Genomic DNA, 25552 nt, shown 5'->3' with positions numbered 1-25552 from the left:
CTGTCAAGAAGTGCACTTGACAGGTCTAGTTTGGTGCGGCAAAAATTTATAGGGTGTTCTTCTCTTGACAGGTTTCGTTCATATCAACGGAAAAGATTTCCGTTATTGGGATCCATCCTCTTCCCGGAATTTTCTTTGATAAAGAAAGGATATCCCAAGCAGGCTAAGCCCAAGAAAGATGAAGAGAATAATTTTGTAAATCGTCGCCAAATCCCCCAGATCAATAAAGAACGCCTTTAAGACAACCATAGCCAATAATGCCAACGAACTATAGCGATAGTAACGGCTTTTTCGGACAATACCGGCAGCGAAGAGGCCTATTGCAAAAAGCGTCCACAGTGCACTTAAGGATAACTGCTCAGGTGAAAGACCATAGTCTGTGGTGCCATGTAAGTAGAAAAAGTGCTCGTTTTCCAAGGTGAGCCCGATAAAGCTAATCACTAAGAACATTCCTTTAAGTACCTGTTTTATTCTTGGGCTTGGTTCCTCCCATCCAGTCAGGATTTTCACCATCCTGTAAATTGCGGTCAAGCAAACAACAAGCAACAGTGTTGCACTATTAAATAAAAAGGTATCCGCGAGCCCAATAGAGGACAACTCTCCCAAGGTAGCCATCATGCCTAAGACTAGAACGACCATGCCACATTTAAGAATTTTAGGTGCATCAAGCCTTCTTGCCATATATGCCAAGCCAACTGCCTCCGCCAACCAACCCAAACCGACGTAGACATCTGAGAATTGAATGGGGAAGGCCAAGGTAATTAAGACGAAAGCTAGTAGGAACAAACTATAAACCTGCCCCTTATCCTCTTTATGCAGCTGGTATGCCATTTTTCCAAGGTACAGATAAACAAGCGCCATGAACACCGCATAGAATCCCAAGAGATCCGTGAGAAAAGTATATTCCAGCACATCGGTACTCCAGGCGAAAAACAAGAAACCGTTCATCAAAATAAGACTGATATCCCAACGAGTTGACTTTTTCTTCGTCCGAATATTGTATACGGAAATGATGCCAAGATAGATGAAAAAGTTTGTACATAAAAACAGGAAAGAAGGTGCAACGAAATTTTCATAAGCAGATCCCCAAGTGACTGCCATCCACATGAATGCAAAAATGAGTTGATTGAATATGAAGCTTAGATACTGAAACACAACCCATTTTTTATAAATAGATATCCCGAGTACGCCTAACGTAAGAAAAGTGAGATAAGCATATAACAGCCAGAGAGACGGATCCTCACTTCCAACGAGAAAAGGTGCCATGTACGCACCGATAATGCCAAGAATCCCAATCGCCCGTGAATCTTTTCTTACAGCCATGAACACCGTGTATCCCATGATTAAGACCATAAAACTGAAGGCTACGAAGGGTGGAATCAAAAAATAAAATTGGTACCCAGCATAGATCGAGAAAAACATTGCCAGGCTTCCTCCACCAATTAGCCCTTGGGCGTATCCTGTATAGCGTAGATGCAGCTTTTCCCCAGCAAACATCATCACGCCTCCGGAAAGAAGTCCTAATATAATCCTTCCCGTTGGTCCAACCCAATCATTATCAAAGGAATACTTCAGGAAAAAGGCCATCCCCAAAACAACCGCAACAACCCCGATCCGATTTAACCACGTTCCGCCAATTCGAAACTCTAGATCTTTAGTGAATTTTGGGGTGGGCTGGGTTGGCTCCTTTTGTGGTTGTGTTGGCTTTGGAGGTATAACCTTCAGTTCAACAACCGGAACCTCCACTTTGACCACAGGCTCCTCTGCTTCTACTTTTATTGTTTTCTCAATCCTGGCCAAACGCTTCAAAATAAGGTCCTGATTTATCTGTAATTGTATTATTTCCTGCTCCAGCTTTCGAATCGTACCGAAACTCATTTTTCAATCACACCTCTTGTTAAAAGTTGGTTATCTTTAAGGTTATTGTACTAGAGCCAGGAATTTGTGAAAGTACCTAATTTTATTGGTACCATCTAAATAAGCAAAAAATAGGGCTGGGCTGTCGATCAATTGAGTAATATTGAATATCCCTTCATTCATTACCCGGATGATGAAAGTTTTCACGATTTCCAAACGGCATTTTGGTAGTTAGATCAAAGAATGTCATAAAACCGGAGGGGGGTGATCTTCATCGAGGGGGGTATGAAGTTCATTTCCACCCTTAAAATGCGAGTGATTGATCTTCATCGAAGTGATGAAGATCATTCCACCCCTTAGAATTCAAATGATTGATCTTCATCGGGGGTATGAAGTTCATTCCCCCCCTTAAAATGCGAGAGATTGATCTTCATCGGGGTTATGAAGATCATTCCACCTCTTAAAATTCAAATGATTGATCTTCATCGAGGGTATGAAGATCATTCCGCTCCTTAAAATTCGAATGATTGATCTTCATCCACTCCTTGACTGGAGATTCCCACCAAATAAAAAAAGCAGGGATCTAACGATCCCCACCTTACTCTACATGGAAAGTTCCAATAACCATTATGTATGCTGTTTTCGAGTCCGGGGCCACGACCAAACCGCGTCCGTCTGATTTGGGAATCAGCAGCAGATGGTTGGGGTCGACGATTTGTCCACCTTGGACATCAAATCCTCCCGTTAAATCAGGGAATCCGTCGCGGTTTTCTCCGGCAACGACCTTCACTTTTCCGGAGCGAACGATAAACTGGGTACCGGAGTAGCCGATGATTTTTTGCCCGGGTTCAAGTGGGGCCACATTAATCTCCGTGGCAGATGCCCCTCCGCCAGTCTGCACTGGAGTTACAGGGGTGACCGGTGTCGCAGGTGTCGCAGGCGCAGCCGGAGCTGAAGAAGGTGCCTTTCCTTTCAGTTTAGCGTCAATGAGTTGTTCCACAAAGCTTTTCGTAACAAGCGGGTCGTCAGGCGAACCTGGCATCGTATCAAAACCGGAAGCTGCAACGGCACCGCCTGCGATCAATAAGGATCCTGCCAATACTAAACGTATGAACCATTTTTTCTTCAACTTGCTCTTCCTTTCACTCTAAAATTATTTATCAAACCAGATCCGTTTCAACAAAACCGCAAATTCCGCACGGGTGGTACTTTGGTCTGGAGCAAAGCGATCATTCGAACGTCCAGACACATAACCTGCATTCCACATTTTATAGATATAGGGATAAGCCCAATTCCCTGCGGAAATATCGGTGAAAGGGAGTTTCTGCTGGACTTTCGGAACGGTTGTCCCAAACTTCGCCCGGTAGAGCATGGTGACCAACTCCGCACGGGAAACTGGTGCATCCGGCCGCATCGTAAAGCTTGGTGCAAGAATTCCTTCTGCTACCAGAGACGCTACAGCGGCATAAGCCCAGTGTCCTCTGCCCATATCAGAAAACGTAATCGGGTGGCTTGCCTCAGGCAGGTCGAGTACACGACGAATCAACACCGCCGCCGAACCACGAGTGATGGCTTCATTCGGATGATACCCGCCATCAGGGAAACCGCCAATGAGCCCCTTTTTGTAGAGAAACTCAATATCCTTGCGAGACCAGTGCATCGTAATGTCATCAAAGGCCTCAGACGGTTTGGGATTATAATGAATGGAGAATGTGTACTGTCCATCGACAGCATTTCCATAGTAATCTTTCAACTGAAAGAAGTAACGTCCTGGATTAATCGCAGACGACCACTGTTCCCGCTGCTCATTGGCAACGGATCCATTATCGACAACCTTACTCCATTTCCCCTCTTGTTCCACGGTTAGTACCGGGTCCATTCGCAAGGTATCCGTTTTCACCTGCAGCTCCAGCTTCCCCTCCCACGGATATGTCATTTGATACCAGTCAACATCCTTAGGCTGATGAAAATTGCCGACCACCGTCGCCTGTTTTTTAACCGGCAGAACGGTGCTTGAAGCTTTTGCATTATTGCTTTCGTAGGCATCTGCCGCAATGGAGAAATCGGAGGTAAGGGTATATTCACTGGAGCCCGTCCCCTTTTTTGCCACCCTCAAAAGCACTTTGCCACGTGGCAAGACTTTTCGAATCTGATTCGCTGGGTTAGTGCCTTCTAGTCTTTGCTGTGCAGCATCATACAGCTCCATCGACAATTCCCCCTTATTCCCGCTGACAGGGAAAAGCTTCAGGTTGACCTCACCCTTATAAGGGACGTCGATCCGGTACCAATCCACCGGATTCGTTCCACTAACTTGACCTTGGGTACGAGTGATCACGGGCAAAGGAGCGGCACCAGCAGCTGTGTCATTGGGCTCGTGAATATCCTTCAAAGGCTTGGAGGCCTGTTCCACCGCTTTTTCCGCATTGACCAATCCGTAACCCGTATTGAGATCCCACCCCTCTTCCCCTAAATCTCGTGCCGTTCCTTTCAGTAAGGTGCGAACCTGTTGCGGGGAAAGCTTAGGATTCTTTTTTAGAACGAGGGCTGCGATTCCAGCAACCTGAGGGGCTGCCATGGATGTGCCTGAGCGAGTGGAATAGTCCTCACCAGGATCAGTGGAATAGATTTTGCTGCCAGGTGCGACCAGATCAACCTCTGGGCCATTATTGGAATAGTTAAGCACCCGTAAATTTCCATCCACAGCCCCCACACTTAACACCGTAGGAAAAGCAGCCGGGTAGGTCACCCGATTTTCATCATTGCCCGTTGCAGCAATCAGCAGGACATTGTTATCCTCCGCATACTGTGCAGCCTGTTCTAGTGCCGTGGAATAAATGGGGTCGCCTAGCGACATAAGGATGATCTTCGCGCCTTTATCCACCGCCGTACGAATCCCTTTTGCTACCCGGGCAGCGTCCCCGTTGCCGTTGGCATCGAGCACTTTGATCGGCATGATCTTGGCTTTCCACAACACGCCGGCAATTCCTGTCCCGTTATTTCCTATCCCTGCTAGAATCCCTGTAGCAGCTGTTCCATGTCCATTATCATCGGCGGGAGGTTTTCCGGAATGAACGAGATTCACACCTTCCACCAGATTGGCTTTCAAATCCGGATGCCCCAGATCAACACCCGTGTCGAGAACCGCAATCACCAGATCCGTATTCACCTTCACCGAATTCCAGGCCTTATCCACTTTTGTCAGTTGATGATAGGTTTGTTTCGAGAAAAGGGGGTCCTTCGGCACAATGCCCTCCCCCTCCGCGCTTGCCCAAGGGGGGTGAAGGGTCATCGTCATCGTAACCGCCAGGGCCCACCCTAGCATTTTTTTCATAACTAACTCCTAACTGTAATCACACCGTCCGCCGAAATTCCCCCAGATATACCAGGGTAAAGTTTGAGAAATTCCTCTAACGAAATATAGGCCGTCCCATCTTTAATCACAGCTTCACTCAGCGCAATCGAATGGGTATCTTGTGCCAACTGCAAAGTAGCTTGTCCCTTTTCCAGGTCATAACCGATCTCCCCATGCAAAAGGTAGGCCATCTTTCGCAGCGAAACATACCATTTCTCCTGATCCCGGAAGGCCGCAACAGCAACAGACCCATCTTCTTTTTCCCCGTTAATCCGAACTTCTCCAGTAGACTTTAAAGTGAGTTTGTTATCTAATAAGACGTATTTCGCGGCCTGAAGTTGCTCCTCTGGATCATTGACCAGCACATTCGGAGTGACCCCCTGATGATTAATCACCTGATGTTTCGGGCTGAAATACTCTTCGATCGTTAATTTCAAAACCCCGCCCGAATACAAAGGAATCAATTCCTGAACGACCCCTTTACCAAAGGTTTGCGTCCCAATAATCTTTGCTAGACCATAATCCTTTAAAGCGGAAGCGACTATTTCCGAGGAACTGGCGGTATTTTCATTAACTAAAACGACTAATGGCAGTTTATGTACCTGTTTGCCTGTCGCGTCAAAAGATTGCTCGTTGCCCGTATTGTCCTTGACGTGAACAATCGGGCCTTTTTCAACGAAAAGGGAAGAAAGATCAACAGCCGCACTTAACATGCCGCCAGGATTATTGCGCAGGTCGAGGATTAAACCTTTCAGTTTTTTCTCCTCTAGCTCTTTCAATTCCTGCTCTAAATGGATGATGGCTTCATCAGAAAAAGTGGCAAGCTCTATGTATCCGATCTGGTGGTCGAGAAGTTTCGCCGTGACAGTCGGCAGATCGATTTTCTGGCGAGTCACCTTCAGATCAAGGGTTTCCCCTTTCCGCTCCACGGTGATGGTGACCGAGGTATTTTCGTCCCCCTTCACCTTAGCGACCACTTCTTCGCTCGCTTTGTTCACCATATTTTCTCCGTCGATCGCAATCAACTTATCCCCCGTTTGGATTCCTGCTTTTTCCGCAGGAGAAGCTTTGAAAACTTGTTGGACCACGAGAGCGCCGTCAACCATCTCGCCCATTACCATACCAACGCCGGAATAGGACCCCTCGACTTCATCGATAAATGATTCAAATTCCTCGTCTGTAAAATATTCTGTGTAGGGATCTTCGAGTGAATCAATCATACCCCAAATGGCCCCTTGTGAGATGTCTCCAGAGTCTGGATTTGCCACATGGAACTGATGAATAAGCTGATAGATTTCCATGATTCGCTGCTGATCAAAATCTACCTCTGCGGGTTCCTCCGCCTGTGCATAAGCAGGAGTTAAAGCCACTAAACATATGCTGAGCCAGGAAAAAAGCCATCGTTTTTTCAGTTTATTCATCTTTTCTCCCCTTCCGTTTGTATACTTAATAGTTTACTAGATTCTGGGGCGGATGTATATTGTCGGTTGGTTGAAGAAATTGAATTGAGGAGTGTGTTCGTGTATAATGTAAATAGAAATAGTGTATGAATAAAAAAGAGCCAGGTGCTGGTAACACCTGACTTGCAACTACATGCCGCATGAAGAGCGGCTGACCTAAAAATATAAGTAGTGTTTTAGAAAAAGGTAACTACCTAACTCTTGGTCGGAGGGGGCGGTTACCTTTTTCTTTGTACGACGATCATTACTACAATAGTTATGACCCCTATCAAAACTAAATTTGATGTGAGTGCTATGATTATTGCCTCATATGTCGTCATTTTTCCCACCTCCCTTCACAGGGAAGTGGTCAACCGCCCACCATACTTTATGTAGTTGCTACTTTCAGACTAACAGGAAATATAGCAATATACAATCTTATACACACATTTTCTCCTTCTGAACGCCTAGCCCGTAAGCACAAAAAGAGGCCCAACCACCCTGGTCAGGCCTCCTTCCCTTATTTATAATCCAAATCCCGCAACGGGAACAACAGAATATCAAACGGTAGTGCTGTTCCGGAAGGTGGCGCGATGCGCAAGCTAATGCTGTCTTCCTTTCCCGTCGTCCGGTCTAATAAGTAGGCCGTTTGCGGTCGAACAACCCCTGACTTTGGAATCGGGATGATCTTTTCTTCATTTAAAAGAATCGATCCCTTAAACAATCCACCTCGGGAAACGAGAGCAATCGCTGCTTTTCCAGGGTTCTTAATCTCAACATGGTAGAAGACCCCGTAGTTCCCTTTGTTTTGCACATCTTCTCCAGTCACTTCATCGGTTCCTTTTACCCATGAATCCAGGCGGGTATCCCCGATGGAAATACGAGCTGGCTTGCCATCCATATCAGAAGCATCCACTTCCCAAAGGAGGGTGGAAACCGGATAGGTGCCGCGGACATTATTGTCTTTCGCCAATTTTGGAAGCTCTAATAGGCTCTCTCCGTTTTCATTTGGATCATGCGCGACAAAAGAAAAGGTAGCCTCCCCTTCCACTTCAATATCGTACATGAAGTGGATTCCCTGTTTCGGGAACAGGGCATAGGAACGATAGTAGGTGGCTGTTTTGCCTGGCTGGATCACTTGTTCCTTTTGAATCTCCTCATGAAGGAACCAATCATCCAAAATTTGCTTCCCTAACAATTCAGCAACCTTCGAAGGCATAACTTCCCCTTTGCGGGTCGTCTTAATCTTCACCGGCTCATCACTTGTATTCGTTACAAGGACACTGACAGCTGCCATTTGGTCTTCGATATCGTTAATATGTGTGGCAAACAGACGGGACTTACCAGAAACCTCACTTTGATAAAGAATCCCATATTCCTTAAACGGCTCCGGACTATCGCTCACAATCAGCGTGCGTGAATCCTCGATTTCCTCTTTTTTATCCAACACTCGGTAATTCAAAAATTTAGTGTAGTTGAGTAAAATTCTCTTCGGATCGTCTTCCATCGAGCCAAAGTAGAATGGATATTCATCTTCCGTTGTCAGAACATCGTTCGTGATTTCGATCTGGCGGGAGAAAGGATCACTTTGTAGCCCTTGTGTATCTTTGGTTGTTAACGTAATCGTCTTTTTCCCGGAGGAGAAAAAGGCGCTTTGTTTGTTGGACCATGACGGATAGTACCCGTTGGAATCCGGATCATAACTTAGATCTATGTACTCAATCGGCTCACCAATGCGATATACTTTCTTATCGGTAGAAAATTGGGCCACAGGCTTCATATTTTCTTGCTTAGGAAGTGGTGGCTTTACCGGCTTGACGATAATTTTCACGATCTTTGTTTCGGCGTTGTAATCAATTGGAAGTTCAATCAACTCAGACATCGTTCTGGCAGCTAGCAACAGACGATCCTGCTGAATGATCCCGATGGTATCAAAAGGAACCTGTTGTCCATTAACCATGGCTGTATTTTTGTCCATGTTAATCAACATTTCTGCTTTTGCCGTACGAATCTCGATCGTTCGATCGGTCGCGTTAAATGTTGTTTCAAACCCTAATTGGGTAGATAAGAAACGAACCGGAACATACAGACGTCCATTCAACAAATTGGCTGGCGCTTCTAACTCCACCACATTTCCATCAACATAGGTCTTTCCTGTTTTCAAATCAAATTCCAAGGTATGGTCTTGCGAATCTACAGCTTGTTTCTGCTTTTGTGAGTCTACCGTTTGTTCCTGCTCTTTTGAATCCACAGCTTGTTTTTGATCTTGCGATTCCTCCGCTGTTTTTTGTTCTGTTGGAACTACATCCTGTTTCTGTTCCGGTGAAACCACAGCTTGTTCCTGGTCTTGCGGATCCTGGGCTGCCAATGCTGTTCCGGAAAATAATGATGAGGCAAGCGTGAGTGCCAGCGTACTTTTCTTAAATTTTTTCATTTTTTCTCTCCCTCAATATTATAATCTCTCTTATTTCTGGAAAAAACCAGATTTGTTCAATAAAAAAAGCATCCCCAACCACGAGGGTCCGAAATGCTTTTTCATTGTTTCCCCAAATAAAAAGGAAGTACAATAAGCGATTTCTCACTATTAACAATGTGCCAATATTAGGAATCGGGTTTAGAACCCCCTCACCCATCAAATGGCCTTAGGCGTGTTGATTCCCCGGTTTTTCAATCTGCTTTAGCTCAACCTTTTTTAAATCCTCTTGAATTTTCGCTTCATCTTCCGCAGTGAACGTACCTTTATTAAGCAAAGAATAGTAGCTCTTCCCCGCATCAATCGTTAACTGGCGAAGATGTTCGTTGTTAGGGTTTTCCTGCAAATTCCAGAGGAACTTTTGATATAGATTTTCCTGATTTAATAATAATTCCTTGTCTTTTCCGCCAAATAATTTACCCATTAACCCCATACAAACACATCCCTTACTCCATTCATTTTCCTTATTATACACAACTTGGACAACAGGATGCCATGTCGGTTATTTCCACGTGAGTTTGTTTGAAATATTATTGTCGTAAGTATAGACGCAAGGGTTCGCAATTTGTTTCACAGAAATGGAGGGGAATTTTAGGAGGTTGGGGTTTGTTCACAAATTGGACACAAGTGGTGGCGTTTGTAGAAGATCTATAGGCACTATCCCTCTGTGTAAGGGTGTTGAAGGGTAAGATCGATCTTAAACAAAATACCTCACTAGGTATATTTGAGTTAATCGCTGAACTTTTGCCAGTAAACACTCCAAAAATGCCAGTAAACTGCTTAAAATAGCCAGTAAAAAGGGGATGAAAAGTGGAAAGTGAAGATAGGCATCTTCTTTCATACTATTTTGTTAGGCTAGACTAAAAATCGTTCACCATTACCACACAAATACCCCCTCCCCTCCCAAACCCCTTCCCTTTTTTGTGATATTTGCCAGTAACAGTCCTAAATCTGCCAGTAAACGAGGAAAATCCGCCAGTAACTCACAAAAAATCGCCAGTAAGAATTTACAGTTTCGGCAGACGACTAACCTATCACCTCATTAGACACTACACCGGTATAGCCTAAACTAACCTCTCAACAATTTCACAAAGAAGTTTCTTCTCCTCGGACCATCAAACTCGCAAAAGTAAATCCCTTGCCATGTTCCTAGAACGAGTTTTCCTCTTTCGATAATAATGGTCTGTGATGAACCAACCGTGCTTGCCTTCAAATGGGAAGCTGTGTTTCCTTCTGCATGACGGTATTGGGGATGCTCCCATGGATAGACTTCATCAAGCCTCATTAACATATCACGAACCACATCTGGGTCGGCGTTTTCATTGATGGTGATTCCAGCGGTCGTATGTGGACAATAGACAATGGCAACTCCTTCGTCTATTTTTTCGGCACGGATCATCTCCTCCACTTGGGTGGTTACATCAATCATTTCATCTCGTTTCGAAGTCTGAAGAGTGAATTTGTGTAACATGATCAGGATCCTTTCTGTAATCTTATCATCTTGTAATTCCCATATTATAACATGGTGGACTTTTTTGTTAAAATTGTAGCGAGAACTTATCCTTAAGGAGGAACGAAATGGAACTCAATCTCGCAGGAAAAATTGTATTAGTCACCGGCGGGTCAAAAGGGATCGGGAAGGCAATCGCGAAAGCATTTTTGGATGAAGGAGCTATTGTTGCTATTTCCGCAAGGTCCAAAGAGGATCTGGAAAAAACCAGGACTGAGCTAGGCAGCATTGGAATCTATCCAGGTGATTTAACCATATCAACAACAAGAGAGCAGGTATTTCGCGCTCTCCTCGATGACTATGGACGAATCGACATCTTAATTAACAACGTAGGCGGAAGCAACGGCGGCGCCGCCATGGAAACCGATCTCACCTTATTTGAGCAAGCCATGCATTTGAATTATCTGTCCGCCGTGCATTTTAGCCAGATGGCTGCGAGGGAAATGAAGAAAACCGGGGAAGGTTCCATTATCAATATCTCTTCGATCTATGGCCGAGAGTCCGGAGGAAAAATCACTTACAATAACAGCAAGGCAGCGTTAATCAGTTTTACCAAAGGCTTTGCGGATGAAATGATTAAACAGGGCATTCGTGTCAATGGCATTGCCCCAGGGTCCATCCTCCACCCAACAGGAAATTGGCAAAAACGAATGGAAGAAAACCCAGAAAAGATACATAAGTTTGTGGAGCATGAAATCCCAGCAGGACGCTTCGGAACAGTGGAAGAAGTAGCAAATGTCGCTGTGTTTTTGGCTTCTGAAAAGGCATCATGGATTGTTGGGGCAACCATCAATGTGGATGGGGGGCAGTCGCGGAGTAATTTTTGAGGTTCAGGCCGTGGTTTGGAGCAGGCTCTCAAGGACAAACTCCTTCAAAAAATCCAGGAAAGAGTCCTTGAGAAGGGCCTCTAAACAAACTCCATAGAAAAACTCCGTAGTGTGAATTCCTCATGAAACTGGCTTCAACGGTGTTTATAATTTTTTATCGGGTTAAGTTGAACCACTAACTTACTGTTTTTTAGATAATCTATTCTTACTCGTGTATCACTCTTTAAATGAATTTGTTTATTAGAGATCAACACATCCTTTGTACCATCAATTGTTTTAATCTGTACATAATATAGTGTCATAAACAAGTAATTCATCTTTGCGGCTTTATAACTATCTATAAATACAGCATCGATGGTTTCTACCCGGTTTTTGGTGATATCCAAAAACAATGATAAGAGATTCTTCGGCACTTTAATATAGAAATAAAAATATAAAATATTTAATGTAAGGATGATCAGGTAGGGCAGTAGATTCAAATACTTTAAGTTAAAATTCACCGACCACAATACAAATAAATTGAGCAACACCCCCGCTAATCCTAGAAAAATAGTTAGTACATACTCTAAACCTAATTTCCATATTAACTTCATTTTTGTTCTCCTAAAAAGAATCCGAACTGCCAATGAGACAGTTCGGAAGTCATTTTAATTAAGACTTGGGTAAAGTAAAAACTCCTTGCGGAATGGATATTCTTCTAACCGATTCTTTTGTAATCCATAGGGATTCCTAAAGAGACGATTATCTTTTTCCCATTCCTGTTTTCGACACGGTCCACATATATAAGTGTTTTGTCTTTGTTCTTGTTGGATATTCGTATCTATTGTATCTTTTTTCTCATCCTTTGTATACCAAGCCTTTATTGGATTATAAACCTCGTTTTTAAAATTCGTTTTGGTTCCCAGCCCACTCACTTCGTTTACGTTAGACGTAATAGTTGCTGAGGTTTCAAATGATTTTTCCCCAACAACAGGGACTGCTGAGGTGGATGAGGCATAGTCTTTGATTGTATCAAAGTATTTAGATTTTGAACCTAAATCTTTTAAATCTGCTTTGGCTTTGTTAATTTGATTTCCTTTAATATTTCCTAGCTTTCTTAGGTCTGCCTTTAATTTGGTTTTCGATGCATTTTTGACATAATTCTTTGCGGTAGCCTGACTAAATCCACTTGAAACGGCTTTTGTTGTTCCTCCTAATACAGCCCCTACACCAGCATAAAAGGCAACATCTCCTGCATCTTTGACATCACCTTTCCACGCCGCTAAGGAAACTGTACTGGTTGAACCTAGGGCTGCAGCTTGCCAAACGCGACTAACTGGAACCATCGCTGTTACGCCACCTACAACGGCAGCTTTTCCGACATTTTTCCAATTATAATTATCTTTATCGAAGACCTTTTTACCCTTACTGTGATTATCGATTGCCTGGGAAGCTAATTCGATTACTCCCCCAACAGCTGCACCGATGATTAGTGGGACAAACCACGCGAGATTTCCGTCTGGATCTTCTTGTATTAATGGATCATTCTGAGCATATGTGTACATGTTCAAGCTCAACGGATCCGTCTGCGTTCCTCTATACGTATCCTCTGTAATGAAGCGGGCAATCTCAGGATCATAGTATCTTGCTCTGAGGTAATAGTACCCTGTTTCGTCATCGTACATGTAACCTGAGTAGCGATATGGATTCGCTTCACCCTCATCCTGCTGCATATGGTTACCGAAGATGTCATAATCATAGGTATTAACAATCAAACCATCTTGATCAAGGAGATGGACCACATCCGCATGACCATTGTACAAGTAATAGAAAGTCCCATTGCTGTTATTGCGTGCAATTAGATTAATACCTTGGATGTTATGGTAACCATCTCCAGCCTGGTCTTTCTCGATAATTACTTGCTTACCGCTGTAGTAATAGGTTGTTACTTGACCATCTACGTTCTTCTGGACCCGTAGTCCATCAACGTTATATTTATTTACAATAGTCTTCCCATCCGGAGTTACTACATTATCCAAACGGTTTAGTTCATCGTAGTTGTAAGTTGATACCTTTGTTCCCGCAGGGCCATTAACAACAACTTTGATTTGATTTCCATTTTCGTCGTAGCTATATTCCGTAGTATAGGTGTCCCCATTCCGTCTTTCAACAGTTTCTACCAAACGATTTCGCTCATCATAGGTGTAGGTAATATCGACGTTTAGTCCATCCCCGTTAACGGATTGGGATTTTCGGTTACCCGCTTGATCGTAAGCATAGGTTGTTACTCTACCATCTGGTTCTGTAACTCGCTTTACTCGACCTAAGTCATCGTATTCAATCTCTGTTTTACCTTTTGGCTCAATCTTGAAGGTCTGCAACCCATTCTTATCATATCCATATTCGTATACATAAGTCGTTGTTGCGTCCTGGGTAGGAACTTGATCCATGGTTTGAACAATTTCCAGTTGTGGTAGTTCTTGTTCCATTTGTTCATTTACCAGATTGGAACTTTGTTCTGTTTCAGAAACTTCGTCCACTGGTTTTTGTTCCTCTACATCTTCTCCAGTGGTTTCGGAGGTATCACTTGCCTTGTCATCAGCAGGTGTCGAGCCACCTTCTATATCAGATGGAGGGGCCACTTCCTCCGTCTCGTTACCTGGTGTAACGGTTTTTTCTGCAGGGGAATCTTCCCTTGATTCTGTAGTTTCTTCTACTGCAGGTTCTTTTGTTTCCCCAGCTTCTTCAGTTGCCTCCGGTATACTATCAACTAATGGATCCTGCCCATCCTCTAAACTTTCTGCAACAAGAGTGGTAGGTTTATCCGCACCCTCTGTCTCCGCTTCTGGAATTCCAACTTCCGGAATAACAGGATCTAACTCTGGCTGAATCTCGGGAACCACCGGATCTTCGATTGGTTGCTCTGCCGGCTGCTCTTCTATTACCTGTTCCTCTTGCTCACTAAGGAGCTGAACTGGTTGATTTGCCTTTGTTGACCTGTATTGAATCGTATTGGTTAACCTCGTTAACAAATTTCTAGTGTCATATTCATAGGTAGTCGTTGTTCCGTTTGGAAGTCTGAGTGACGAACGGTTTCCATTTTCATCGTAGGAATAGCTCGTCATTCCATCATCCGTTGACACCGTACTCATTCTATTCATGTTGTCATACGTGTAGTTTACCGTATAACCTGTCGGATCTGTAACGCTCGTGACATTGCCTTCACTGTCGTAGGTATAAGAGATTGTGCTAGAATCCGGCAAAGTTTTTCGAGTGACGCGATTCGCCAAATCAAAACGATACGTTGTGGTACCTAGAGCATTTGAATCCTCGATTCGATTCCCTGCATCATCATACTTATACGAATTGACTAGGTTGCCTGCCATTAATTTCACCAGACGGTTTAGCGGGTCATACGTAAATTCCGTGGATTGTCCCTTACGATCCACTTTGTTGATCAGATTACCAACACTATCATAGGTAAACATTTCCTCTTTCCCGGCTGAATCGATTCGCTTAACAGGGCGATAGAGTTCATCATATTCAAAAGTGATTGTACGGTTTTCTCCATCGGTTTGCGACAACAGATTTCCTTGCAAATCGTAAGTGTATGTCGTTTCTGTAACTTCAGGATCAATCACCTTGATCAGACGGTTCAGGTCATCGTAGACAAATTGAGTTCGCTTCCCTTTCCTATCAACCTCTGCCACCTTGTTACCCACTGGGTCATACTCAAAAGATTTGGTATATCCAAGTGGATCTGTTTCGCTTACAAGCTGATTTAATTCATCATAATGATAGGAGGTTGTATTTTGCTTTGCATCTGTGAAACTGGTTTTATTTCCTTCCTCATCATACGAATACTGCATTCTGTTGCCATATGGATCAATAACCGAAGTATTTCGGTTCAGCTGATCATACGTATATTCTGTACGATTTCCCCGCTTGTCCACTTTAGCCGTGTTATTGCCGACTGCATCATACTCCATTTCTGCCATTTCTCCCATGGCATCCGTCACACGGATCACGCGGTTCAATAGATCGTACTTGTATTGCGTTTCAGCCCCACGAAGGTTTCGTTCAGAAATACGGTTCCCCACGTCATCATAGGTATAAGTCGTGGTTTGACCAAGCGCATTTGTTTCCTTGATCAAATGACCAACTGCATCGTATTCCTTCGTGCTGATATTCCCTAACGCATCCGTCATCTGAATCTCAAGGCCAACTGCATCATATTCAAAACTGGTTTCATTTCCTTTGGCATCGATGAACTTTTTCTTTCGATTAAGCGCATCGTATTGGGTCTCGGATACGTTGCCTAGTGAATCAGTCATCTGCGTTGGATTCCCATTTGCATCATACGCATATAAAGTTGTCTTGCCCATTGGTGCGATCTCTTTGACCTTTCGATTGAGCGGGTCATATTCGGATGTTGTGACTCGGTTTAATGGATCGTTTTCTTGAATTACATTTCCATTTTCGTCATACATCCGTGTTATCGAATATCCCAAAGCATTCTGTTCGGAAATCATACGATTGAGATCGTCAAAAGAAAAATATGCCCAGTTTCCACGTTTATCCCTTTGGGCTATGATATTTCCGTTTTCATCATATTGAATCTCTTCATAAAACCCAAGCGGATCAATCGTTTTAACCAATTGATTTAATGGATCATACTCAAATTGAGTTTCTCTGCCTTGCGCATCCGTTTCCTTCATTTTGTTTCCATTTTGGTCATATTCGTATGTGGTTTTATACTGTAAAGCATCTTCCACAGAAATTAATCGGTATAGGGCATCATAGGAAAAATTCGTAACAGCGCCTTTCGGATCTGTTTCGCTCATTTTATTTCCTACATTATCATATTGATAAGTTGTTTCATTTCCTAACGGATTTGTAACTTTGATCAATTGATTCTCTTGATCATAAGTGTACTCGGTACGATTTCCCTTTTGGTCTACTTCAGCTGACTTGTTTCCGACCGCATCATATTCAATTCGTTGCTTGAAGCCTAGCGCATCTTCGATGCTTGTCAAACGTCCCATGTCGTCATAGGTGTATTTGTTCACATTTCCATTGGCATCAAGGCTTTCAATCACACGGCCGTAGACATCTGAAGTTTGTGAAGTTGTTTGACCTAATGCATCGATGACCGCCGTTTGATTGTTATAGCTATCTTCATATTTGTATGTTGAAAAATTTCCTCGTTTATCCTTCACGGTTTTCACAAGGCCTTTGATCCTTACCGTTGGGTCACTACCGAAATACGTATATTCTACAGCATTACCCAAAGCGTCGATTTCCTTTACCAGGTTCATCCGCGCCGCATCATAAACATACTCGGTTGAATTCCCCCGGTTATCCACCCTTGTCAGGAGATTGTCCGAAGCATCATAGGTCATTTCCATCACTTGGTTTTTGGCATCGGTTACTTTAATCAAATTATTTCGCTGATCAAAAACTTGGATGGTCTTGTTGCCATTTTTATCGATGGCTTCTTCTTTTTTGCGAAGTTGCTTGGGCTTTATATGATCGACATAGTTTTCATACGCACTTGTCCCATCTTCTAAATCAGTAATATTCACCCAATTGCCATTATATTCAACATAATAGCTGTGTTCGCTTTTACCCCCGATAGCGTCGATTTCTTCCACAGATCGGAGATCCTGGTTAAATTTCGCCTTGGATTCCTTACCGTTTTCATCGATAAAGAATCGTTCCCGGTTTGAATCATCATAAATGAAATATTTGATATTGTCTTGACCATCATATTGCCGAACGAGACGACCAAGGAGGTCATATTCATTACGAACCACTTGGTGGCCATTTGCATCCGTCACTTTATTAATGCGGTCTTGTTGCTGATCATAGGTGTATGTCGAGTCATTTCCTGCCAAATCCGTAACCTTCGTCAGATTGCCTCTGCTATCGTAAGCGTAGGAAACCGATTTTCCATTGGGACCTGTCACCTTGGTTATGAAATTGTTAGTGTATGTAATCACTAACTCACGGCCAACTGGATCGGTGATTTTACTCACTTTATTCCCGGAATAATAGACGGTCAATGCGTTTCCGTTACGGTCTTCTATACGAACAAGCTTCCCTTTTTGATCATAGACGTACTTGGTCTGATCTTTTTGGGTTAAGACATATTCATTTCCCAACTTGGCCAGCTGATCATAAACGCCGGATGGGGTTTTGAAGGTACCATCGGGATTTTTTTCAAATCCGACCTTTGTGCCAGAAGGATACGTTACTTCTGCTACGTTCGTTTCTTTCACATACCATTCCGCAACAAATGCCTCTTTATTTTTATAGCTGACTTTATGCCACTTACGACCTTGTTTATCTGTGACCGCATCCTTTTGCAAGATATCCACTGTAGTCCCGGCGGTTACTTGACCAATGACAAATCCGGTAACAGACTCAGAAGCAGTCCCTCCCTTGACATAGGCACCATTTCTTACGTTGAGAACAGATGGCTTGACTACTCCTTCATTCGCCTTATCCTCCAGCTTCGAATCGAAATTCATTCTCCAACCGTTCCCTAGAACCGTCTGATCCTGTGAGGATAGGGAATTGTAAGTTCTTTCAAACACCAAGTCAATTCCTGGACTTTCCACTTTGAGATCAGCATGCTGCTCCATGTAGTTACCCGTTAACAGATTGCTGCTTGCCTGTGTCATCCATTGACGAACCTCTTCAAAGTCCAGTCCCTTATACAAATCTGAGAATTCAATATTGCTTACACTAGGAATGCTGCTATTCTTATCCACTTCAAGCTGGAAGGTTAATTGCTTAGCAAGCTTTTCATAAATCAACTGGATCTGTTTATCTACGTCTTCCTGGCTTAGTCCACCCGTATTATCAATATAGAAATATCCACCTTTGGTGGTTGTGGCAATCTCTTGCATTAATTGCTCATCCGCACCACTTCCCAGTGCAATTGTATTGACAACAACTGAATTAGCCGCCAAAGATTGGGCTAATGGAAGAACTTGATTTTCGTAAGAGGTTTCCCCATCTGAGAGGAGGACCATGACTTTCTTTCGCGTATTGTCATTATACAAATCTCCTCCCTTACGCATCCCATCCGGAATATTCGTTCCACCGCCAGGAAAATAGAAGTTATCAATAACTTGTAAAAGTGATTGCTTATTGCTCGATAATGCAGATTCCACATAAGCGTTACTGGAGAATCCGACTAATCCAATTCGATTATGCGTTTCACTCATTTGTTCAATAAATTTTTTGGTTGCCTGAATCCGGTACTCATTCGGATCATTACTGTACATACTTCCGGATTGGTCAATAACAAAGACGATATCGACCTTAGCCAGATCAACCGGCATATTTTTATTTCCAAGAAGATACATACTAAAATGTGTCGTCCCCGCGGTAACCGTATTGGCAGTTGCATCAACCGTCACATCGGATAAAGGCTCTAATTTCTTTGTATCCGGATTCACATAGAAAACTGTCAAATCTTCCTCGACAGTTCCGTTCAAAAGATTTTCATCGTATCGAAAAGTAATCGCAGCCTTCTCGATCGGGTAGCCTCCAGCTGTAATATCAACAGCTTTCCCCACAATCCCTTCTAAAGAATTGATCAGCGTATTATCCGACTCTTGAACCTGCAATGGAGCTAAAACAAGATTTCCATCCCCTTCAGCGACAACAGAAATCGTCCCGTCATTCGTTTGCGCCTGCTTCGTTGCTGTCTTGTTGCTATCAGCAGTCAATGGATTGCTGCCAATGATCGTTTCTGCGCCATCAAACAGGCCATCACCGTCTGTATCTGGATCCAACGGATTTGTTCCTATTTGAATCTCGTAAGCATCTGTCAGACCATCCTGATCTGTATCTGATTTTCTAAAGTCGGTGCCGTAGGTTAATTCCTGGTCGTTGGTTAGGCCATCTCCATCCTCATCGATGGCAGGAATAAACCCTTGCCTCTCAGGCATAAAGTTACTCACTTCGATTTCCGATGAAAAATTGCTTTCACCTATACTGTTTATCGATTTGATCACATAGTAATATTTTGTTCCTTCAATGAGACCCGCATCTTCATACGAAGTCCCTATTAAATTTTCGGACAAAACAAAATAAGGTCCACCACTCACCGTACTTCGATAAAGTCGATAGCGGTCTGCCCCATTGGCCTTCGTCCAGTTAAGCTTCGCTGTCCCATTTTCCCATTTGCCAAAAACAACTGGCGCTTTCGGAGCGGTTTTATAAACCACCTCATTGGAATGTTGACTGGAACCTTTCAAATTATTTGCCGTTACAACATAAAAATAAGTCGTCCCGGGGTTCCTTGACAGATCTGTGTAGGTTAGCTCTGTTAAATTTTTAGCAAGAACCGTATATTGACCGCCGCTTTCACCACGCTTGACGGTGTACGACTGGGCCCCCTGTACCGCATTCCAGCTTAGCACCAGCTGGCCCCCAGTTTCAGCAATAGACAGTGTAGGTGCTTCTGGGATTGTTGCTACTGACCCCGTATTCCCGTCTCCAACATTACCTCCGCCACTTCCACCGCCACCGTGGGATGAGTTAGCCCCTACGTAGGACGTCGTCGGCTTTTTTAATACTAGAGAAATACTTTTCTCAAATTCTTGAACTTTGCCCTCTTCATTTGTGACTGTAAACGTCACAGTAATCACGAACTGTGTGGCGGTTTCCCCTTTTTCCACAAAGAATGCAGCACTCTTTTGATCCTCTTTAACCTCAAGTTTTCCACCGCTTGCCTGCCACTTCACTTCATATTTAAGGTTCGGATCTTGTTCTTCAATCCAAAGACTTACCTTTTCGCTTTCAAGAAATGATGTAGGGTTTGCTTTCAGTTTCAAAAGACTTTCCTGAGAATTCCGTTCCAATGACAGTGATTTGCTAAGGATAACCATTCCTTCTGCCCTCGTTGCAAAAGCATCCGGTTTAAAGGTTTGGTCTGGATATCCAGATGTCAATTGATGAACAACTGCTATTCGAATGCTAGGGTAAGCCCAATGTTGCTCGGAAAGATCTGTAAATCCCAATGCTGTCGAATCTTCGTCATTGGCTTTCAGATCATACGCACGAACAACCGCTGCAATAATTTCTGCACGAGAGATTTTCTTGTTCGGTTGGAAAGTTCCATCCGGATATCCCTTTGTAATTTGAAGATTCTTTGCAACTTCAATCAAATTTGTAGCCCAATGGTCCTTTGTATCGGAAAAGGAGGATTGGGCTACTTCCTTTACTTTCTGCTCAAGCTGATCCGATTCCAGTTGGCTTTTGACCAGCATACTAATGAATTCGGCACGCGTCACATTTGTACTGGGATCGATCACAAGGACTCCGTTTTGTTTTCTTCCGGTAACAATCCCTTTATCGATCAACTTTTCAATTTCTTTTTTCGCCCAATGGCTATCAATGTCATAGTAATCTTTTGGTAAGGTGGGAGAAGATTTATCTGTATCCGCTTCTTGCTTTTCCTGCGTTTGCGATTCTGTTTGATTTCCCTGGGCCAGTACGAGACCCCCATATGGAAAAATCATTTGAATAATTAATAGAAAAGACATTAAAAGTAAAGCTAGTTTATTTTTCCTAAACCGAGTTGTAACATCCCTATTCAACTTTCTTTTTCACCCCGAATTTTTACTTTTTTGACCTCCCAACCTGAATACATCCCTCCTTTTACGGGAACAAATACTTTTTCTATAAAGTAGTACTATTTTCCTGCTACGGAATAAAGTCCCATTTTTCTCGAAAGTTTATATTATCTGGAATTATTAGTTTTGGAGAAGTGGTTTTTTGGGTGGTTATGCTGGGTGAACGTAAATTGATTATTGCATATGAATTGAGCCACATGTGCGGAGTTTTGAGCCACTGTTTGCGGACAATAGTGCCAGTGAATGCGGAGTTAGAGCCGGCACTATAAATCAAAAAACCTCTTGTATAATAAAAAATGCATGCAAAAATGCATGACAATATTATACAGGAGGTTTTTTTGTGGTTAATTGTCGTAAAATCCTTGAACTGTATTTTGATGGGATCAGTCAAAGAACAATCAGTTCTAGTGCTGGTCACTCTAGGAATACAGTTGCTGAGGTCATTCGACGTGCCAAGAAGCTTGGCATAGAAAGTTTGAACGATACCATGACCAATCGATGGTTGGAGGAATTTCTTTTTCCGGAGAAACAGGCTAGCGAAAAGGGGTACTTTCCGATTGATTGGGAGAAGGTGCATAAGGAGCTTCAAAAAAAGAATGTCACCTTGGCTTTATTGCATCATGAGTGTGCGGTAGAAGCTCGCGAAGGTGGAAAAGTACCCTATGCCTACAGGACTTTTTGTGAAAATTATGGGAAGTATGCGAAGAAATATAAATTAACGATGCCAATTCGCAGAAAACCGGGTGAAATTATGGAAGTGGATTGGGCTGGATCTACACTGCATATCATTGACCGTTTTACTGGAGAAAAGATTCCGGCTTATGTTTTCATTGCAGCCTTGCCTTACAGCCAGTTAAGTTACGTGGAAGCATTTTTGGATATGAAATCACCAAATTGGCTGTCAGCTCATATCCATGCATTTGAATACTTTGGGGGCGTTCCCGAAACCTTGGTTCCAGATAATCTGAAAACAGGGGTTATAAAGGCTTTGCGAGTTGAACCACTCCTCAATGAAGCCTATCGTGAACTGGCAGATTACTACCGCACAGTCATCGTGCCAAGCCGGGTTCGAAAACCAAAGGATAAGGCAAGTGTTGAAGGGACTGTTGGGTACATTTCACGACAGATCATCGCCTCGTTAAGAAACTATCAATGTTTTCACATAGAGGATTTAAATCAAAGAATCCATGAAAAGCTGGAAGAAATCAATACGATTGATTTTCAGAAACGTCCCGGTTCACGTAAAAGGGTGTTTGAGGAAGAGGAGAAATCCCACCTTCAACAGCTTCCCCAAACACGTTACAAACTTGCGGAATGGAAAACAGCTAAAGTTCAATTGAACTACCACATCCAAGTTGAACGCATGTATTATTCCGTCCCATATGATTATGTCCGTGAACAAGTCGATGTTCGGCTGACCACTGACCTAATTGAAGTTTACTTTAAGGAAGCGCGAATTGCATCCCATAAACGGTTAATTGGTGAAGTCGGACAGTTTTCTACCAATAGGGATCACATGCCAGATAATCATAGACTATACCTTGAGCATAATCCCGAAAACAATCGTAAATGGGCAGAAACAATGGGGCCCTCCATGGTGCGGTTTGTCTCTTATATCCTAGAAACGAATGCGGAAAAGAAGGCATTAAACATCCTTGGTGCTTTAAGGAATTTATCAACCAAGCATACAAGGGATGAACTTGAAACCGCAACACATACATTGCTTGAAATATCAACAAATCCGACCCTTCCCGTTTTAAAAGGGATATTGGATAGGCGAAAAAAGCGTGAGCAAAAATCTAATGTTGATAATCATCGAATCAATAATAATGACCATGGCTTTACCCGTGGCGCTAAGTACTTTGGAGGGGACAAATAATGATGAACCAAGAAACATTACGTAAATTAATCGAAATGAAAATGGGTGCAATGGCAGAATTATATCAGCAACAAAGCCAGAACAAAGACTACCAAGATATGGATTTCGATGATCGATTTAATCTTTTAGTAGACTATGAGTTTGACCGTCGAAAATCAAATAGATTGGAACGGTTGATTAAACAGGCAAACTTCGAAGATCCTATGGCAGCTATTGAAGACATAGAGTATCATCCCGATCGTAACTTGGACAAAAAACTAATATTGGAGCTAGCGACAGGGAATTATATACAAAACCACCATAACATTATTTTAATGGGTGCATCGGGGAACGGAAAAACGTGGATATCCAATGCCTTTGGCATTCATGCCTGTCGCCAATTTTACAATGTAAAGTATATCAGATTGCCAGAATTGCTTGATGAACTAGCTGTCGCGAAGTTTGAAGCCGATGGTAGCTTCCGTAAAATCATCCAAAAATATAAGAAAATCGATCTATTAATACTTGATGAATGGCTATTAACTGAGCTCTCAGAGGAGCATGCCCTTCACGTTTTGGAAATTATTGAATCAAGAATAAAGAGGACTTCAACTATATTCTGTTCCCAATTCTCACCAGAAGGGTGGCACTCTAAGTTGGGACAGGCACAGATAGCAGATGCGATTCTTGACCGCATAGTGCATGATTCCTATAAGATTCTAGTCGATGGTGAAGTATCAATGAGAGAACGTCATGGTTTGGTGGTGGGAAGATGATCCCGACAGAAGTTGAAAACCGTATAGCTAAGTATTTCTTTCACAGATATTTACCGGAAGAAGTGAAGATGAAAATAGTAGAAAGGTTACTGACTACTTGTGTATGGGATGAGGAGGAGGATTTAGATTTTGATGAACTTGTCCGTTGGGCAATTGAGATTATAGACGAACAATTAGAAGATAAACGATTTAGATAGAATCAGCAGCCATTGAAATTAGGATAAAACCATTTCAATGGCTATTCCCCCCATTTTTAATAGCCAACGGCTCTAACTCCGCATTCACTGGCACTATTGTCCGCAAACAGTGGCTCAAAACTCCGCATAGCCGGCTCAATCTGTCCGCAATACTCATAAATGTATGATTACAACTGGAAACCTCCCTTTAAAGTTTTTCAACTTAACTTTAAAAACTTTAAATACTAGTTTAGAGGATTGCCCCACAGTTGTAGGGACGTTTCGATACACTGTCTTATTTGACGCTTACCCTTTTTTGAGGTGAAGCCCGAAGCCATTTCAACTTTTGCGGATACTATTAAAAAGCTCAATAGGAGAAAAAAAAGAAGCTAGCGGAAACAAAAAAGTTTTCACCTAGCTTCTTTTTACATTTTAGGGATTTTCGGACATCCCCATTTGGATTAGTCATTTAATTGGGTAAGTTTCCACCTGCTATTCTCTCTCCTGATTTGCCTGCAGGATCGGATTCCCCATCATCTTCATTTGCATGAATAATGAGAGATCTCCCCAAGATACTGTTATTCTTACCCCCTTGTTCAAGAGAAACGCCTTCCAAAATGAACGCTTGATCTACTCTTCCCTCTTCATCTGCTATTAAGTCTGGTAGATCTCCAAGATGGGCACCGTTCGGATTCTCGTGGCCATGCTGTTTCCCTGTTGGATTAAAATGGCCGCCTGCTGTAGTAAAATCATTATTAGCAAATTGCTTTTCGTGAATATGGAAACCGTGTTTTCCTGTATTTAGGCCTGATGCATTAACTTTTATAATGACATGCTTGCCCATCTGAACCAGTCCAGCGACACCGATAACTTCCCCTTCTTTATTTTTCAATTCAAGATATGTAGTTACAAATTTATGTTGTTTATCATTTGAAGTGAAATATGTTTGGGTGTAGTTGTACCCATTATTATTGACAGAAGGAGGGTTAGTATTAGCATTATCCTGTTGACCATCACCATCGGCAAAGCCAGTCCCTGTCATGAGAGCAATTCCCAACATAAGGTTTAATCCGAGAAAAGCAAATTTATTCATAGAATAGCACCTGCTTTCTATTTTAATAGATACACATAAAATGGTAGTAGATATAAGCGGAAATGTAAACATAAATCAATAGACAAATTACTACAAAAATGGATTTTCAATACGAATGGGGTCCACACTTGATGGTGGTTTTATTAGCGTTTATAAACAACAAGCTAACAATGTCCGCCTCCCTCCAATAAACTTAAGGCTGACTTTAAATTCATCCCTGACTCTATGACTAGCCCTTCTCTATGTAGTTTCTTTTTCAATACTTCTGTTGGTTTTAAAAAGTACGCATTATATGAGGCCGTCATCTGATTGATGAACAATGGGATTAAGAAAGCTGAATAACTGCCGGGAAAATTCGAAGACAATTTACCCCCATTGGTTAAGTCCCTTGATCGCTGAATGCTATTAAAATCATTTGATATGGTGCTAATCTGTTCATCAATCCCAACTAAACAGATCCCTCGCTGTTTTAGCTGAATTAAAAAGACCAAAAGTTGATGGTATTGCCTGACCAAATATTGACGGATATAATGACCAATATAATAGGAAAAATAGATTA

15 protein-coding genes are annotated in these 25552 nt (G+C 42.6%); 4 read left to right on the top strand and 11 right to left on the bottom strand.

Annotation, left to right across the window (positions count from 1 at the left end; all coding sequences use genetic code 11):
• Positions 1–102: 102 nt before the first annotated feature.
• From J2Z37_RS24190 to J2Z37_RS24160, 7 genes are all read right to left on the bottom strand, one after another.
• The gene (locus J2Z37_RS24190) at positions 103–1878 is read right to left on the bottom strand and encodes a DUF2339 domain-containing protein (protein WP_209812911.1); all 1776 of its coding nucleotides are present in this window, start codon (positions 1876–1878) and stop codon (positions 103–105) included.
• 577 nt (positions 1879–2455) lie between these two features.
• Positions 2456–2986 carry a hypothetical protein gene (locus J2Z37_RS24185; RefSeq protein ID WP_209812910.1) on the bottom strand — a complete coding sequence of 177 codons (531 nt, stop codon included), beginning with the start codon at positions 2984–2986 and terminating at the stop codon, positions 2456–2458.
• A 24-nt stretch (positions 2987–3010) separates the two neighbouring features.
• Positions 3011–5188, bottom strand: coding sequence for a S8 family serine peptidase (locus tag J2Z37_RS24180; RefSeq protein ID WP_209812909.1), 2178 nt, complete (start codon positions 5186–5188; stop codon positions 3011–3013).
• A gap of 2 nt (positions 5189–5190) precedes the next feature.
• Positions 5191–6630 carry a S41 family peptidase gene (locus J2Z37_RS24175; protein WP_209812908.1) on the bottom strand — a complete coding sequence of 480 codons (1440 nt, stop codon included), beginning with the start codon at positions 6628–6630 and terminating at the stop codon, positions 5191–5193.
• 538 nt (positions 6631–7168) lie between these two features.
• On the bottom strand, positions 7169–9082 hold the full coding sequence (locus J2Z37_RS24170; RefSeq protein ID WP_209812907.1) for a stalk domain-containing protein: 1914 nt from the start codon (positions 9080–9082) through the stop codon (positions 7169–7171).
• Between the two features lie 208 nt (positions 9083–9290).
• Positions 9291–9554 (bottom strand): hypothetical protein, encoded by a 264-nt coding sequence (locus J2Z37_RS24165; protein WP_209812906.1) that lies wholly within the window; start codon positions 9552–9554, stop codon positions 9291–9293.
• Between the two features lie 636 nt (positions 9555–10190).
• Positions 10191–10592 carry a secondary thiamine-phosphate synthase enzyme YjbQ gene (locus tag J2Z37_RS24160; protein ID WP_209812905.1) on the bottom strand — a complete coding sequence of 134 codons (402 nt, stop codon included), beginning with the start codon at positions 10590–10592 and terminating at the stop codon, positions 10191–10193.
• Positions 10593–10699: 107 nt separating this feature from the next.
• Here J2Z37_RS24160 and J2Z37_RS24155 point away from each other — a divergent pair, with 107 nt between their 5' ends.
• Positions 10700–11458, top strand: coding sequence for an SDR family NAD(P)-dependent oxidoreductase (locus tag J2Z37_RS24155; RefSeq protein WP_209812904.1), 759 nt, complete (start codon positions 10700–10702; stop codon positions 11456–11458).
• Between the two features lie 134 nt (positions 11459–11592).
• On the opposite strand, the gene J2Z37_RS24150 is transcribed toward J2Z37_RS24155, so the two are convergent.
• Positions 11593–11967 (bottom strand): hypothetical protein, encoded by a 375-nt coding sequence (locus J2Z37_RS24150; protein WP_209812903.1) that lies wholly within the window; start codon positions 11965–11967, stop codon positions 11593–11595.
• Positions 11968–12105: 138 nt separating this feature from the next.
• The gene (locus J2Z37_RS24145) at positions 12106–20976 is read right to left on the bottom strand and encodes an S-layer homology domain-containing protein (RefSeq protein WP_209812902.1); all 8871 of its coding nucleotides are present in this window, start codon (positions 20974–20976) and stop codon (positions 12106–12108) included.
• A gap of 454 nt (positions 20977–21430) precedes the next feature.
• On the opposite strand from J2Z37_RS24145, the gene istA reads away from it, so the two are divergent.
• Genes istA through J2Z37_RS24130 form a run of 3 tightly spaced genes read left to right on the top strand, consistent with a single transcriptional unit; the run spans position 21431 to position 23921 of the window.
• Positions 21431–22969, top strand: coding sequence for an IS21 family transposase (gene istA / locus J2Z37_RS24140; protein WP_209812901.1), 1539 nt, complete (start codon positions 21431–21433; stop codon positions 22967–22969).
• Complete coding sequence (gene istB / locus J2Z37_RS24135) at positions 22969–23724, top strand: IS21-like element helper ATPase IstB (RefSeq protein WP_209812900.1); 756 nt, start codon at positions 22969–22971, stop codon at positions 23722–23724. Before istA ends, istB begins: the two co-directional genes overlap by 1 nt.
• Positions 23721–23921: a hypothetical protein gene (locus J2Z37_RS24130; RefSeq protein ID WP_209812899.1), complete on the top strand. Its 201-nt coding sequence runs from the start codon at positions 23721–23723 to the stop codon at positions 23919–23921. Before istB ends, J2Z37_RS24130 begins: the two co-directional genes overlap by 4 nt.
• Before the next feature lie 448 nt (positions 23922–24369).
• Here the strand turns inward: J2Z37_RS24130 and J2Z37_RS25935 are convergent, their stop codons facing one another.
• On the bottom strand, positions 24370–24993 hold the full coding sequence (locus tag J2Z37_RS25935) for a superoxide dismutase family protein (protein WP_209812898.1): 624 nt from the start codon (positions 24991–24993) through the stop codon (positions 24370–24372).
• A gap of 164 nt (positions 24994–25157) precedes the next feature.
• A partial coding sequence (locus J2Z37_RS24120) for a hypothetical protein (RefSeq protein ID WP_209812897.1) occupies positions 25158–25552 on the bottom strand: 395 nt, incomplete at its 5' end.

Source organism: Ammoniphilus resinae (assembly GCF_017873965.1).
GTDB lineage: Bacteria > Bacillota > Bacilli > Aneurinibacillales > RAOX-1 > Ammoniphilus_A > Ammoniphilus_A resinae.
This window is presented reverse-complemented; position numbering and strand designations above follow the sequence as displayed.